This is a genomic window from Pseudoalteromonas sp. CF6-2 (genome assembly GCF_021729425.1).
In the GTDB taxonomy this organism is placed as follows: Bacteria; Pseudomonadota; Gammaproteobacteria; order Enterobacterales; family Alteromonadaceae; genus Pseudoalteromonas; species Pseudoalteromonas arabiensis.
In genome coordinates this window covers 2,961,647-2,976,219 of sequence record NZ_CP091442.1, presented here as the reverse complement: position 1 = coordinate 2,976,219, position 14,573 = coordinate 2,961,647, and the positions used below count along the sequence as shown (strand labels likewise).

Sequence of the window (14,573 nt, the reverse complement as noted above, 5' to 3'; positions counted from 1 at the left end):
TTAGTGACTCGTTTATCTCTCTATTTTATATCTATTTAATATCTATTCGTTTAAAATCAATGTGTTGTTATTTTTGCGCTGTCAACTTATTGACAATTATAATGCTGGTTAATCATTGTTATTTGAGATAAATTGATAGCTAAATACACGTCTAGAAATCTAAAAAGAGGTTAAGTTTAGACTTAATGGAAACCACTCATCACGCCTACCGTTTGGGTCGGTGTACAATTAATCCCCTTGAAAATAAACTAGTTTGTGATGATAGTGAGCACGTTTTACAGCCTAAATTCATCGAGTTATTAGGTTGTTTAGTTGCCCGTTATCCTGAGCCAATTACTCGCGAAGAGCTAATTAATCTTGTTTGGGATGGTAACCATTTTGTAGGAGAGAAGGCGTTAACAAATGCTATTTGGCATTTACGTAAGGCGTTTAAAGAATTAGACCCAAACTCAAGTTACATTGAAACCTTGCGTAAAACAGGGTATCGATTGGTTCAATCACCTGAAAAAATTGAACAGCAACCTAAAAAAAATATACCCAGTTTCAAACGTGCTCAAGTTTATAGTGTTGCTGCTGTATTTATGCTTTGCGTATTTGCTGCGTGTGTATTTTGGTATGTTTCTAGTTATCAAACAAAGCAGCACACGGCCTTTGTGATGCCGATAAATAGTATAGAAAGTGTAACAGCAAGCCCTGGGCGTGAAATTTATCCTGCCGTATCAAATGATCAACATTACTTGGTTTATTCATGGCGCCGTTTAGATAAATCTGCGGATTTATATTTACGTGACCTCCATTTTCCTGAGCATCCTGCAAAACAGCTAACCGACAGTGTAGAGACTGAAGGGCGCTCCGTGTTTAGTCCTGACTCAAGCACCTTATATTACTATCGTTATACGCAAAACAGTGCGTGCGAAATAGTGAAACTATCACTTGTAAATGCGACGAGCGTTGTCCTGAGTGAATGTCGCCGCGAAGGTGGAACTGATCTTGATGTCAGTGCCGATGGTAAAACACTCGCTTATATCGGTGAGTATGTAACCGAAGCCGGCGAAACGGTAAGCCGCACTAAGTTACTGAGCCTTGCATCAGATAACCTACATGAAACATCTATTCCTTGTGTTGATTATTGCCATATTAACGATGAGTCCGTGTCGTTTTCACCTGATGCAAAACATGTCGTGGTTACTCGTAATGTTGAAAACGACCAGCAAGCACTTTTTATGATTGATGTACAAACAGGGCAAGCTAAACGACTTACTCCAAACTTTGCCTTTATTCATGGTGTTGATTGGCATCCGAGTAAGAACTTACTGGTTTTTTCGGCAACTAAAGGCGGTAAGCGTTATGGTTTTTTCTACGATATTGAACAGCAAAAGCTGATTAACACTCAAGTGGCAGGGATGAGTTCGCCAAGGTATAGCGCTGATGGCAGTGTCTATTTTCATCAATGGGATATAGACAAGGTGATTACACGGCTAAAAATTGATGAGCAAGTTGCCAGTTCACCTTTTTCTATGCTTTCCACTAATTTTAGTTCGCTTTTTCCAGAATATAATTCGGCGCAGAAAAAGCTATTATATGTATCAAATGAGTCTGGCAGCTCTCAATTATGGATAGTTAACCCAGATGCAAGCTCGCGTAAACAGTTGACGAGCTTTCCACATGTTATTGGGCAAATACTTGACCCAACGTGGTCAAAGGATGGGCGCTACATTTTGTTTTCAGTGCTGGATAAAGGGCTGAGTACACTTTATCTATATGACTTTAAGCTCGATAAGAGGCAAGCGTTAAATATTCCATTTGCCTATGCACGCAAACCAACGTGGTCTAGTGATAACCAATCTATTCTTGTGTCTGACAACGATTATGTTTATCGATTTGATTTAAAAGGTAATAACCTTGGTAAAGTGATAAGTTCTCCTGCTAAATATGCTGTTGAGTTATCATCGGGTGATATTCTTTTTACTGATAACAATAAGGCTATATGGATAAAACACCATGGAACGGGGCAAGAACAGGTACTTGTTGACGATATCCATTTAGCGAGGCATTTTTCGTGGTTATTTGTCGAGAAGAATGAATACAATGATGCGCGTATTTATTACTTTAAAGTACGCGTTGGTGATTATCGTATTAGTTATTATGATTTGGCGAAAAAACAGCATTTTGATGTGATGGCATTACCCGAGCGTGCTTATAGTCGTTCATCAGGGCTGACCTATGTGGATGATGAACGCTGGCTTGTATACACGGGATACCTGTCACCTGAGATTGAAATTAAGCGTCTTCCTGCGGCATTTCTGCCGCAGTAAAATTAGCACTTACGATAAATATCAGGGCTCATATCATAAATGTTTACGCTTAAACTATAAGAACGGCGACAGTACTTTCTTAAGCAATTGAGTAGTTGTTCGCTTAGTTGCTGCTTTTGTTCAACGGTTCTACCTTCCATGATAGATGCAGCAATATGGATGAAGCCATCTTTCCCTTCACCTAGCTCATAGTGTTGGTAGGCAATAGCACGTGTTTTAATGGTCGATAATTCGAATAAACCAGAATCGAATACCGCTTGGTGGACTTTTTCAACCAGCACTTGAGGAAGAATAGGGAGATCTTCTGAATGTTCAATAACAATATGCGGCATGAGGCTCTTCCTTAAAAGCGGTAACTAAAACCGATGTTTGTTTGAAATTGGTTTAATACATCACCATCGAAGTGCCAAAGGCATTGTTCGTTTTCGGATGCAGGCAAAGTACATGAGATGTTACTTGCATTATTTACAATAGTCGCCAACCAGCGAGTTTCAACATAAATTCGCGCTTGGTCTGTAAATAGGTACTCAGCGCCACCGTATAAGCCTGAAGTAAAAAAAGTGTCGGAATCAGCAAAATCAGTACTGACGTGATTTGCGCCAATTTGGGCACCAACAAAACCAACTATATGGTCAGCTAATGGCACCTCTATGGCACTTTGAAATAGCAGGTATTGCATCTCGATTTGCTTATTGGCTTGGTCTTTCATATCAAGTTCGGTTGCTGAATAAAAGAATCCATAACGAGCATTATCAATGGTTCTGTCTAGGCTAACCGTAAAGTGACTATCATTTTCTAACTCGATTTTAAGGTTTTCTTCGGTCTGTACTGAGTTAGTAAAGTTTTTGCCGAAACCAGCGCTAATAGAGTAGCCAGCGTGAGCGGTACTACTTAAGAACATTAAACACAGTAAACTGAGCGGTTTTTTCATGGTTTAGGTGCTCGTTGTTGAAGATATTTTGAGATAGTATTGAAACATAGCAAGCAAATAGTTGTAAATGGACAACTATCGCTTTTTAATAAGGATAACGAAGATGAAGACACTAAAACTTGCTGCACTGACAGCCTCAATCATCTTGTTGAATGGTTGTTCGGATGACGCGGCTTCTGTAAGTTTAGGATTGTTTACGACTAAAGATATTAAAGTGGTGTCGCAACAAGACCCAATCATTAGTGGTGTTACCTGTCATATCAGCCATATTGAAGCAAATCTTGATTTTGCAGATCCTTCAGATATGTCAATTGCCTGTCGTCAAACTGGTCCCATTACTGCTGAACAGTTACAAAAAATAGACCGCAGTAAATCCGGTGATGTGGTATTTAAATCATCAAAGAGTATTTTATTTAAATCATTGAAGGTGCGTCGTATTTACGATGCACCAACCCGTACTCTTTTGTATTTATCATACTCGACAAAAGAATCATCAGGCAGTCATCACCATGCTTTATCAACCGTTCCGCTTTATAACACAGATGCATGGCAGTGGGCGCAAGGACAAGAGTAAAATATGTTAACCCTATTTAAATCTGCTCCCTTACTTGACGAGCAGGAGCAACAGTGGCTAATAGACACATTTATATGGGCTGTTGAGCATTTTGATAGCGATTACTTTTTACAGAAGACGCAGATTGTATTACCCAATAGCCAGTTTTTCCCAGACAGTGTCACGAGCGTTGAAGATATGGCTAAAACAGTATTTTCTCGCGTTGTTGGCTATGCGGGGATGAAGGCGTGGCCTGTAAGTTTGGTATCACCCTCACAGCTTGTTCCACAGGTATTTCCGCATTTTGAGTTTCAGGCTTCTCTAAGAGGAGAGCACGCTCAGTTAATCGTGCCTGCGAATCACTTAATTAATGTGTCTTTTAACCCAAACCAAATAAATCAGCCACAAGACTTAGTTGCAAGCTTCGCTGGAACACTTGCGACAATACTTATTCATCACGTTGGTGTTTTACCACCTGGAGGTAAAGAGTTTTTACCACAGGCCAGCGACGCACTTGCTTGTTTTTTAGGATTTGGTGTGATGATGAGCAATACTGTGTATCAATTTAAAGGGGGCTGTGGGTGTGGTTATAACCCCTATGCCAATCGCCAAGCCGCGTTAACGGAGCCGCAAACCTTATTTATGCATGCTTTGGTATCGCATTTTAAAGGCGATAATCAGTCTAAAAAATACCTAAAGCCTCATTTACGAGGTCAGTATAAGAAAGCGCAAAAGCAAATAAAGTTATTAGTTAATAGTAGTGCTAACCCGCTATTACTTGCGTTGGATGAACAAAAAGTAGGGTAAATAATCAGTGCCGTATTTAGATGAGTTTTTATTAATTGCTGTCGCGCATTTTTTTGCTGTTGCAAGTCCTGGCCCTGACTTTGCTGTTGTGCTTAAACAAAGTATTCAGCATGGCCGTCAAAATGCACTATGGACAAGTGCGGGGGTGGGGGCAGCCATTTTACTTCATGTTGCTTATTGTGTATTGGGTGTTGCCCTTATCCTATCGCAATCGCCGAGCTTATTTATGGCATTAAAATATCTGGCGGGTGCTTATTTAGCGTATTTAGGCGTACACGCTTTACGTAGTGCAAAACCGGCTGATAACACACAGCCAACGCTTGCTCAGGCTGAGCCTGAGTCGGTGTATAAAGCTTTTAGGCGTGGCTTTTTTACCAATGCACTGAACCCAAAAGCAACGCTGTTTTTTATGTCGCTTTTTACGTTAGTTATCAGCCCTGAGACCCCAGTATTAGTGCAAGCAAGCTATGGGGTGTATATGGCTTTGGCAACTTGGGTGTGGTTTTCATGTTTATCACTGGTGTTAACAAAAGCCGCTGTGCGAGAATTTTTCTTAAAAAGTGGTTTTTGGTTTGATAGAGGTATCGGCGTGATCTTAATTGCGTTGGCTATTCGTGTTGTTGTGTAAGGTGAATTATGACTATTTATAATTTTTCGTTTGGTTCAAACATGTCATCAAATCGGTTGTTGGCACGATTACCTCAAGCAAAACGTATCGGTACGGCCATACTCAGAGGCTATGAGCTGACATTTGATATGGTCAGTACCGATGGCTCAGCGAAATGCAGTGTTCGCCAAACTTCTCAGCCAGACGCACTGGTTTATGGGGTCGTCTATGAGCTTAATGAAGATGAAAAAGCGATTCTAGATACGATTGAAGGCCCTCGCTATGACTGCGTTGATGTGTCTGTTGAATTGTTAGATGGAGAGCAATTAACAGCACATTGTTATATCGCCAATACAGTAGACGCTGCACTTTTGCCATTCGACTGGTATCTACAGCATGTTCATCGCGGTGCGCTTGAAGCTGGCGTGCCAAATGATTACAGTGATTCAATACTCGCGCGCGAAAGTTGCGATGATCCAGATAAAACCCGAGCAGCGAGAGAGTTCGCTATTCACAACAATAAAAATGATCAAGGGACATTATGAAACTGTGTAAACTAGCCGTTGCTGCGGCCTTATTATCAAGCTGTTCATTCTTTAGTTACGCTGATATCGACAGTGAAAAAATTGAGCAAGTAATTGAAACATCAATGGCACGTTTTGATGTGCCTGGTATGGCTGTTGCCATTGTTGAAAATGACAAAGTCGTTTTGGCAAAAGGGTTTGGGGTGACCAACCTTGATACGGGGAAAAAGGTTAATAAAGACACTTTATTTGGTATCGCCTCAAATACGAAAGCATTTACTGCAGCCGCTTTAGCGAAGCTGATAGATGAGGGAAAGTTAAACTGGGACGACAAAGTAATTGATCATCTACCTGAGTTTCGCCTGTACGACCCTTATGTAACACGTGAAATGACGATTCGTGATTTATTGAGTCACCGTAGTGGCCTAGGTTTAGGACAGGGCGATTTAATGATTTGGCCTGACACTGATAAATCGATTGATGAAATCATTGCCGGTCTTAAGTACTTAAAACCCGCCAGTAGTTTTCGTAGTAAATACGCGTATAACAACTTAATGTTTGTGACCGCTGGTGAAGTTGTGGCACGTGTGTCAGGGATGAGCTGGAATGATTACATTGAGAAAAATATCTTAGAGCCACTTGATATGAAAAACTCTCGAGCTGGCTTTTCACGCATTCCAGAAAGTAATAAAAACTGGGCCACAGGGCATATTCCTATGGATGGCCAGTTACACCCGTTTTTTGTTAATTATTTAGAAGACTTTCGTGGTGCCGGTGCGATCGCTTCAAGTGTCAATGATATGAGCCAGTGGCTACGCACGCAACTTGCCCATGGCCAAATGCCAAATGGCGAACAGTTATTTACTGAAAAGCAGCAACAGCAAATGTGGCACCCGCATATTACCTCTTTAGCATCGAAAAGTGCATACGAGTCATACCATCAACAATTTAGAGGCTATGGTTTAGGCTGGAGTATTGAAGATTTTCATGGCATTAAAAAATTAGGTCATGGTGGTGGGATTTTAGGTATGGTCTCTCAGGTGACCTTACTACCAGAAAAAAACCTAGGTATCGTTATTCTAACCAACCAGCAAGCGTTTAGTGCGTTATCTGCAGTTACTTATGAAGTGCTTGAAGATGCGCTGGATTTGGAAGATAAAGATTGGGTCGAAGAGTTAGCTAAAAAGCACTTTGAAGGTAAAGAAAAAGCCTACGCAAATGCTAAACCAGAAACACCGGCAGATTATCAACCAAAGCTACCAAATATAAATTACACAGGCACACTGCATGATAACTGGTATGGTGATGTGGTAATCGAAGAGCTTAATGGGCAGTTACGTATCGACTTTACGCATACTAAACGCTTGAAAGGCCAGCTTGAACATTACACGGGTAATACGTTTATTGTGAAGTGGGATGAAAAGCTACTTGAAGCCGATGCATTTATTGAGTTTCAAATGAGTCCCGAAAACCGCGTTGAAAGTGCCAAAATGCGAGCAGTTTCAACTGCTGTGACAGATTTTAGCTTTGATTTTAGAAACCTAGATCTACAAGCTAAAAAGTAAACCAAAGTCGCAAAGCCGCTCAAAAGCGGCTTTGTTATAATTGGCTGACAATTACTTCAAGGAGCGCGTAATGAGAACGGCCGTTATCTCTCATCCATTTTGTCGAAAACATAAAATGATTGAAGATCACCCTGAGTGTCCTGCGCGTTTAGATATGATCACTGACCGCTTATTGGCAAGCGGTGTTGATATCGCAGTCACTCATTTACAAGCTCCTAAAGCCACACGTGAAGACTTTTTACGTGCCCACGATGAGTCTTTGGTGCGTCACGTAGAGCAAACTATTCCAGAGTCAGGCCTTGCAGAACTTGATGGTGACACATGGCTGTGTCCCGACTCAATGAAAGCAATTGAACGTGCTGTTGGAGCAGGGTTATTAGCTGTTGATGAAATTCTTGCTGATAAGCTAGATGCCGCTTTTTGTTCAGTGAGGCCGCCTGGTCATCATGCAAACAGGACCACCTCTGCTGGTTTTTGTGTGTTTAATAACTTAGCAATTGCCGTGCAGTATGCAAAAAGCAAAGGAGTGAAACGCATTGCCATTGTTGATTTTGATGTTCACCACGGCAACGGCACACAAGACATCTTTTTAAACGATGACAATGTACTGTTTTGCTCTTTGTTTCAGCATCCATTCTATCCTAATACAGCGGTTGAAAATAATCCGACTTTGGTAAATTCACCTTTACCTATTGCCAGCGATGGGACTGATTTAAAAGCGGTTTATTATGAGCAGTGGTTACCTAAACTAACTGAATTTAAACCCGAGCTATTGTTTATTAGTGCGGGGTTTGATGCACACTTAGAAGATGATATGGCAAGTTTGAAGTTTGTTGAAGATGACTACGCTTGGCTTACGTCACAATTAGCGGAGCTATGCCAGCAACAAGGCTGCAAAGGCATTGTGTCATTTTTAGAAGGCGGGTATGCCTTGTCAGCACTAGGGCGTAGTGCTGTTGCTCATATCAAAGCGCTGGTGGATACAGTTTAATTATCTAGCATCATAAAAGCTTGTTCCGGCGTTAATTGAGTCACTTTACTCAAGCAGCAGCTCCCCTCTTGTGCAAGTTGTTGCGTCACTCGTTTTGCCAGTTCTGTGCTTGTGATTGGTGTCACGTCGTTGTTATATAAATCAACATACCTTCCAGCTTTATTCAATAGTAAAAGCTCGTTTCGCTGCTCCTTAGTTAAACTATAGAGAAAATCATTTAAGTCGCTCTCACCTTCAAGGTACGCTACTTCTTGCTTACTAAAAATGATCAAAGGAAATGATAATTGCATTTATTGTCCTGTATCAAAGCCCGACATAATGAAATGATTATAATTGCTAATTCCTGTAAGAACTAGGTAAGTCTACTTATGAGTCAACCAAGACGGCATCAAAAGGTCGGGGATGTTATTTCGCAAAAGCTGGTATCGTGCCCTGCACATACCCCTTTGGTTGATGCTGTGCGGTTGATGCATGTTCATAGTGTGACGGCTATTTTTGTTAAACACGACCAATCCATTGTTGGTATATGGACTGAGGCGGACTGCCTAAACATTGATATTACAAGCCCTGAATTTAAAAATGTACCTATTCATGAGGTTATGTCAGCACCGGTGGTGTCCGTGCCAAGTCAGTGTTTACTGAGCGATGCGACACTGCGCTTTCAACAGCATGGTATTCGACACTTATTAGTGATGAATAGCGATAAACAGCCTGTTGGTATGTTGAGCTTGTCGGACATTGTGCACAATCAAGGGCTTGATCACTACCTACAGTTTCGTCCTATTCATGAACAATATCGCACTGAATTAGACATTGTTGATGCAAATTTGCCAATAGAAAGCGTGGTAGAGATTATGCGCACGAGCCGCCTAGAAAGTGTGCTTGTTTATAATTCAGCCTTAGCTATTCATGGCATTATCACACAGCGAGATATTGTTGGGCTAATTATTCAAACTGAATGGCTTAACCCTTGCTGGCAATACGCAAGTTATCCATTGATAGAGATAGACAGTGACAGCAGCTTGTTTGATGCATATCGTCTTATGTCTGAACATAATGTTCGTCATTTAGCGGTGAGAGAGACTGATATTTGTGGAGTCATTTCGTTTGCAGATTTAATCACAGAAATAGAGTCAGCGTATTGCTGCGAACTGGAACGAGCGATTGAGCAGCGCGATATTGCCTTACAAAAGTCGCAACGAAATTTATTTTTAGCTAATAAAATTATTGATGCGTCATTGGATGGCATCATGCTAACTCGTAAAGATGGCACGATTATTCAAGTTAATCCTGCATTTACTAAACTCACAGGGTTTGAAGAGCATGAAGTGATTGGCAAGCGACCGAGCATTTTAAGCTCGTCTATGCACAGCCGTTCATTTTATCAAAAAATGTGGCATGCCATAGAGTATGAAGGGGTTTGGCAAGGAGAAATTTGCAACCGTAAAAAAAGCGGTGAAGAGTTTGTTGAATGGCTGACGATTATTCAAATTAAAGATCCAAATGTTGATGAAGTACTCTATGCGGCTATTTTTAGTGATATAACAGAGCGTAAGCGAGCGGAAGAAAAAATCTCACAACTGGCGTATTACGATGAACTAACCGGTTTGCCAAATAGACGGTTATTTCACGATAGGTTGTCAATTGCGTTAAGTGCAGCCAAGCGTAATCAAGATTTATTAGCCGTTATGTTTGTTGACTTAGACCGTTTTAAAGAGGTGAATGACAGCCTAGGTCATGATGCGGGTGACAATCTTTTACAACAAATAGCAGAGCGCATTTCATCTGTACTACCTGAGGGGGATACCCTAGCTCGTTTAGGCGGGGATGAGTTTGTACTTTTATGCGAAGTTGAGAGGATTGAAGCATTACTTGGATTTGCAGAGCAGGTCTTGCAACAAGTCAGTATGCCTTTGTTAATTAATGAGCAGGTGGTGGCGATAACCGCTTCCATTGGGGCCGCAGTGTTTCCAGATGATGGTATCGATAGTGCTACCTTGCTTAAACATGCTGATATTGCAATGTATCGGGCAAAAGAGGTGGGTCGAAACTCATTTCAATTGTTTAAGCCGGCCATGAATGCACGCTCTCTTGAGCGTCTTGCAATGATGAGTCGTTTGCAAACAGCCATAGAGAACGATGAGTTTGAATTGTACTACCAGCCGAAGCAACACCTTGAAAGTGGCCGAATATCTGGCGTGGAAGCCTTACTGCGTTGGCAGGAGCCAAGCTTAGGTGTTATCTCTCCAGCTAAATTCATTCCATTGGCAGAGGAACTTGGCTTAATTGTAAAGCTGGATATGTGGGTTATAGAACAAGCCTGTAAAGAGTTAGCTATATGGCAGCGAAATGATATTGAAGCAGGGCGTTTAGCGATTAATATTTCAGCTAATCATTTACGGCAAGGGCAATTGGCTTCTAATGTTGAACGCTTATTGAGAGAGTATGAGGTGGACCCATGCAAACTTGAAGTCGAACTCACTGAGAGCTGCTTCATAAGTCATTTTAGTGAAGCTAAACAAGAGTTGCTGGCACTTAAAAAGCTGGGCGTTCATATTACGCTTGATGACTTTGGGACTGGCTATTCAGCATTGAGTTACCTAACCAAATTACCTATCGATACACTTAAAATTGACGCCAGCTTTATTGCTAAGGTCCCCGATGAATATGGCAATAGTGAGATTGTTTCGGCGATTGTCACACTAGCTAAGAGCTTAAATATACACGTTGTTGCAGAAGGTGTTGAGAAAGTGGAGCAGTTAAACTACTTACAAGGGCTTAACTGCGACACGATTCAAGGCTATTACTTCTGCCGCCCCATTACGAAACAGCAGTGGTATGACTTTTATCTTAATACTCAAACATAGTTTAGCTTAGGGTGATTTCATACGAAGTAAACTTTCGAATATTAATGACGCCAGTGTCAAAAATTAAGTATTGGCCTTTAATGCCTTTTAAAACACCTGAGACTTCTGGAGCCTTATCAAAATTGAATGAGCTGATCTTGGTTGGATATTCGTCGACAGGGTAATCAAGAGTCACAACGTCCTCATCTAGTTTTTCGATGGCTGTTGCACCAAATAACTCGGCAAGTTCATCTAACTTTTCTTCAATTTGTGGCAGTAACTCTGTGGCAGCAGCCTTTAGGTCGAGCACGTCAGATTGCCCTTTTAGCATATTACGCCAATTGGTTTTATCAGCAATAAACTTGGCTAACGCGACTTCAACTAAACCTGATTGCAAACGAGTCTGTACTTTAAAAATAGGTAGGGCTTGAGTTGCCCCTTGATCAATCCAGCGGGTCGGGATTTGTGTATGACGGGTAATCCCCACTTTTAAGCCAGAAGTATTTGCTAAATACACATAGTGCGGGATCATGCAGTTTTCTTCACCCCACTGTGGCTCACGACACGTGCCTTGGTCATAGTGACAAGTTTCGGGTTTCATAATACACATATCGCAACTTGCTAGTTTGCGCATACAGACAAAGCAGTGTCCTTGTGAGTAACTTTTTTTGGTTTTCTTACCACAGTTACAACAAAAGATATTGCCGGTGTGCGTAAGTGTGAGTGTTTTTCCTATATAGTCGTTTAAAGGTACTAGTTCATCACCAACAGGTAGTTGATATTGTACAGGTGTACTGTGAGTCGACTTGAGTTTACGCAATGTACCTTGCATCTTTACTTGGCCCCTAAAGATGTAAAAGGGGTAGTGTAACACGCTCTATTTCGATTGTGTGTCGATAAGCTCAAGATATTCATCAACTGCCAAGGCTTTGCTGTAAAAGTAGCCTTGGCCATGATCAGCGCCCATTTTTATAAGCAATTGCTCTGTTTCTTGATCTTCTATCCCCTCGACCGTGATATTCATGTCAAGGTTATGGGCCATATCAACCGCTGTTTTTACGATCACTTGGTGAGTATCGTTATTGGTTAAATCGAGAATAAACGATTTATCTACTTTAATTGTGCTAAACGAGTAATTAACTAAGTAATTAAGGGAAGAGTAGCCAGTGCCAAAGTCATCTAAAATCACTTGGCTCCCTAATTTATTTAACTCATTAACAAAGCGTATCATATCCTTGTGGTTTTTTATCAATGCATATTCAGTCAGTTCAAATTTTAACTGATTGGCAAAAATACCTCGTTTTAAAATGGTATTTTCAATTTTTTCAACCAGTTTAGGAATGGCTAAGTTTTTGGCACTTAAGTTAACACTAATCGTATGTTCTTTATGCCCGTGCTGATTGAGTTTTGCTATGGTTTGGCATGCTTTCTCAATTACCCATAAGCTCAATTCATTGATAAGTCCCGTTCGCTCAGCAAGCTGGATTAGTTGTTCGATATTTAAATTTTGATCAGCACTTGGCCAGCGTAGTAGGGCTTCAGCTCCTGCAATTTTGCCCGTGCGTAAATCAATGATTGGTTGTAAATATATCGCTAATTGCTCATTACGAATAGCGTGCTGTAATGATGCAGCTAAGCTTAAATCCATATCAACATAGGCAGAGTCGAGAGTTTTAATTGCCTGTTTTTGAGAAATTGCGAGAAACCCCCGTTGTAACCAAGAATCAAAGCCATCATTTTCAATGGGCTCGGTAACACTGAATCGGTAATAAAGCTGCAAATCGAGGCCTGCAATTTTATATTGCTTTGGCAGCTGTTTAGCGATATTACCTAACTCATCGTATAAGTCACTTTTAGGCTGGATTTTGGTTGATATAAAGGCCAGCATACCATTACCTAAATCAGCTATTTTAGGGCTATTATCCAGTGCATATTCAAGGTTAATAAACTGCCTATGCTTGGCTAAGTGGTTTTCTAACGAAAGAGCAACCGTTGTAATAATCTTACTACTTTGGCTCGGGTTTAAGATGCTAAGTAATGCATTGAATTGCTCAATCTTAATTAAACACAAATGTGCGCTGCGTTTTTCATTTATTAAACTCATGTATCCTTGCTTGAGCATGGCTTGGTTTAATAATTTTGTTTGTTGAGTGTGAGTTGCGTGATACAGCGCTTTTTCGCGTTGATAACGCACTCTGTCAGCCAGTGCCATTGCCATTAAAACAATTTCGCAAAGTATAGCCATTAAGAATAAGTGACGAGTTGTAAAACTGTAGGGAATAAAGCCAGTTAATTCCAGTGGCTGTACAGCAGCACCAATAATAAGCGGTATCCATGACATGACATAAAACTTCGCCCATCTGAAACCACTAATTAGTTTCTTATAAATCATGGTAATACATAAAATATAAAGAATGACCATAATGGCAAAAAAGATCTTCGAGGAGTTATATTCCAGCATAAAAAAGCTCATTAAGCCTAAGCTGAAAAGAACAGCCAAGAAGCTAAGGCTGAGTTTATATAGTCGGCAATTATCTTTGTGATAGCGCAAAAACATGGTGCAAAATGCAACCGTAAAAAAGGCAATGGCGTAGTTACTAAACACTATTTTTTCGTTAAAAAATAATTGCCACGACAGTGGCCAAAGATAAAAGCCAAACCCAAGCACAGAACCCATTAGTAACAGGGCAGAAAGAATGTAGCCAATATAAATGAGATAAACACGATCACGGATACCCAAAAAAAGTACAAGGTTATAAAGAGCAGCCATAATCAGCACGCCAATAAATATTCCCCAAATACCAGCTTGTGAACGCAATAAGTCTTGAAATTCTTTTTTACCGTAAATATTGATGGGTGTTTTGCTTATCCCGACAGTATCTACTTTTATGACCAAAGAGACTTTTTCACTGCCCTTTAATGTTAAAGAGGTGTGTGGTGTACTGTACTGAAATAAAGACAGCCCACTGACCTTATCACCTAGTTCAATCGTGCTAATAAGTTGTTGCTGTTCATTGAGTTGATATACAGTGAGGTAGTCAACCATAGGGTTATCAAAATGAATAAACAAATCAATCGGGTGCGGCTGCCTATTTTCTAAATCGAGTTTTAACCAGTAATCTTTTGCGGCTAAACCCCACTCAATGTGCTTAAAAGGCTTTTTTTCAAGTTTGCTCGGTTCACTTAAAAACTGTAAAAGAGTAAGCGACTTAGTCTCATCAATGCGGTAAGCATTTTGAGAGTAAACAGGGGCTGTTTTGTCAATGGTGTAACGAGTTGGGCTCGCCAAGTGAGACGATAAAGTGCAGATAATAAAAAATAAGATCGCAAGAATAAAAAATGACAAAAAATGATATTTTAGCGTTTTACTATTCAAAATGACTTCTTAGCTTAGTTTGGCTCCTCAATAGTGTAGCATTAAAAAAGCGCAGATA

The 14,573-nt window shown here is 40.5% G+C and carries 13 protein-coding genes; 8 read left to right on the top strand and 5 right to left on the bottom strand.

Going from position 1 to position 14,573, the window contains the following annotated elements:
- Window positions 1-185 precede the first annotated feature (185 nt).
- On the top strand, window positions 186-2,315 hold the full coding sequence (locus L3Q70_RS13755) for a winged helix-turn-helix domain-containing protein (RefSeq protein WP_237114443.1): 2,130 nt from the start codon (window positions 186-188) through the stop codon (window positions 2,313-2,315).
- 2 nt (window positions 2,316-2,317) lie between these two features.
- On the opposite strand, the gene L3Q70_RS13750 is transcribed toward L3Q70_RS13755, so the two are convergent.
- Together L3Q70_RS13750 and L3Q70_RS13745 are read right to left on the bottom strand one after the other, a co-directional pair.
- Window positions 2,318-2,647: a 5-carboxymethyl-2-hydroxymuconate Delta-isomerase gene (locus L3Q70_RS13750; protein ID WP_062568669.1), complete on the bottom strand. Its 330-nt coding sequence runs from the start codon at window positions 2,645-2,647 to the stop codon at window positions 2,318-2,320.
- An 11-nt stretch (window positions 2,648-2,658) separates the two neighbouring features.
- Window positions 2,659-3,246 carry an outer membrane beta-barrel protein gene (locus tag L3Q70_RS13745; RefSeq protein WP_193987791.1) on the bottom strand — a complete coding sequence of 196 codons (588 nt, stop codon included), beginning with the start codon at window positions 3,244-3,246 and terminating at the stop codon, window positions 2,659-2,661.
- Between the two features lie 103 nt (window positions 3,247-3,349).
- On the opposite strand from L3Q70_RS13745, the gene L3Q70_RS13740 reads away from it, so the two are divergent.
- The 6 genes from L3Q70_RS13740 (at window position 3,350) to L3Q70_RS13715 (ending at window position 8,293) form a co-directional block, all read left to right on the top strand.
- Window positions 3,350-3,820: a CreA family protein gene (locus tag L3Q70_RS13740; protein WP_062568671.1), complete on the top strand. Its 471-nt coding sequence runs from the start codon at window positions 3,350-3,352 to the stop codon at window positions 3,818-3,820.
- A gap of 3 nt (window positions 3,821-3,823) precedes the next feature.
- Window positions 3,824-4,606, top strand: coding sequence for a hypothetical protein (locus tag L3Q70_RS13735; protein ID WP_062568672.1), 783 nt, complete (start codon window positions 3,824-3,826; stop codon window positions 4,604-4,606).
- Between the two features lie 7 nt (window positions 4,607-4,613).
- Window positions 4,614-5,234 (top strand): LysE family transporter, encoded by a 621-nt coding sequence (locus L3Q70_RS13730; protein WP_062568673.1) that lies wholly within the window; start codon window positions 4,614-4,616, stop codon window positions 5,232-5,234.
- An 8-nt stretch (window positions 5,235-5,242) separates the two neighbouring features.
- The gene (locus tag L3Q70_RS13725) at window positions 5,243-5,758 is read left to right on the top strand and encodes a gamma-glutamylcyclotransferase family protein (protein WP_062568674.1); all 516 of its coding nucleotides are present in this window, start codon (window positions 5,243-5,245) and stop codon (window positions 5,756-5,758) included.
- Window positions 5,755-7,302, top strand: coding sequence for a serine hydrolase (locus L3Q70_RS13720; protein ID WP_193987790.1), 1,548 nt, complete (start codon window positions 5,755-5,757; stop codon window positions 7,300-7,302). The genes L3Q70_RS13725 and L3Q70_RS13720 overlap by 4 nt, the downstream gene beginning before the upstream one ends.
- Window positions 7,303-7,372: 70 nt before the next feature.
- Window positions 7,373-8,293 (top strand): histone deacetylase family protein, encoded by a 921-nt coding sequence (locus L3Q70_RS13715; protein WP_062568676.1) that lies wholly within the window; start codon window positions 7,373-7,375, stop codon window positions 8,291-8,293.
- Here L3Q70_RS13715 and L3Q70_RS13710 read toward each other — a convergent pair.
- Window positions 8,290-8,583, bottom strand: a complete 294-nt coding sequence (locus L3Q70_RS13710) for a hypothetical protein (protein WP_062568677.1) — start codon at window positions 8,581-8,583, stop codon at window positions 8,290-8,292. The two genes, L3Q70_RS13715 and L3Q70_RS13710, sit on opposite strands and share 4 nt — an antisense overlap.
- 78 nt (window positions 8,584-8,661) lie before the next feature.
- Between L3Q70_RS13710 and L3Q70_RS13705 the strand changes: the two genes are divergently transcribed.
- Window positions 8,662-11,160: an EAL domain-containing protein gene (locus tag L3Q70_RS13705; RefSeq protein WP_237114442.1), complete on the top strand. Its 2,499-nt coding sequence runs from the start codon at window positions 8,662-8,664 to the stop codon at window positions 11,158-11,160.
- A 1-nt stretch (window position 11,161) separates the two neighbouring features.
- On the opposite strand, the gene L3Q70_RS13700 is transcribed toward L3Q70_RS13705, so the two are convergent.
- Together L3Q70_RS13700 and L3Q70_RS13695 are read right to left on the bottom strand one after the other, a co-directional pair.
- Window positions 11,162-11,971 (bottom strand): DUF2797 domain-containing protein, encoded by an 810-nt coding sequence (locus L3Q70_RS13700; protein WP_062568679.1) that lies wholly within the window; start codon window positions 11,969-11,971, stop codon window positions 11,162-11,164.
- A gap of 45 nt (window positions 11,972-12,016) precedes the next feature.
- The gene (locus L3Q70_RS13695; protein ID WP_237114441.1) at window positions 12,017-14,515 is read right to left on the bottom strand and encodes an EAL domain-containing protein; all 2,499 of its coding nucleotides are present in this window, start codon (window positions 14,513-14,515) and stop codon (window positions 12,017-12,019) included.
- Window positions 14,516-14,573 lie beyond the last annotated feature (58 nt).

Coding starts and splice junctions, on each gene's coding strand:
- L3Q70_RS13745 (WP_193987791.1), bottom strand. CDS start 3,246: ATGAAAAAACCGCTCAGTTTACTGTGTTTAATGTTCTTAAGTAGTACC.
- L3Q70_RS13725 (WP_062568674.1), top strand. CDS start 5,243: ATGACTATTTATAATTTTTCGTTTGGTTCAAACATGTCATCAAATCGG.
- L3Q70_RS13700 (WP_062568679.1), bottom strand. CDS start 11,971: ATGCAAGGTACATTGCGTAAACTCAAGTCGACTCACAGTACACCTGTA.
- L3Q70_RS13755 (WP_237114443.1), top strand. CDS start 186: ATGGAAACCACTCATCACGCCTACCGTTTGGGTCGGTGTACAATTAAT.
- L3Q70_RS13710 (WP_062568677.1), bottom strand. CDS start 8,583: ATGCAATTATCATTTCCTTTGATCATTTTTAGTAAGCAAGAAGTAGCG.
- L3Q70_RS13705 (WP_237114442.1), top strand. CDS start 8,662: ATGAGTCAACCAAGACGGCATCAAAAGGTCGGGGATGTTATTTCGCAA.
- L3Q70_RS13750 (WP_062568669.1), bottom strand. CDS start 2,647: ATGCCGCATATTGTTATTGAACATTCAGAAGATCTCCCTATTCTTCCT.
- L3Q70_RS13735 (WP_062568672.1), top strand. CDS start 3,824: ATGTTAACCCTATTTAAATCTGCTCCCTTACTTGACGAGCAGGAGCAA.
- L3Q70_RS13740 (WP_062568671.1), top strand. CDS start 3,350: ATGAAGACACTAAAACTTGCTGCACTGACAGCCTCAATCATCTTGTTG.
- L3Q70_RS13720 (WP_193987790.1), top strand. CDS start 5,755: ATGAAACTGTGTAAACTAGCCGTTGCTGCGGCCTTATTATCAAGCTGT.
- L3Q70_RS13715 (WP_062568676.1), top strand. CDS start 7,373: ATGAGAACGGCCGTTATCTCTCATCCATTTTGTCGAAAACATAAAATG.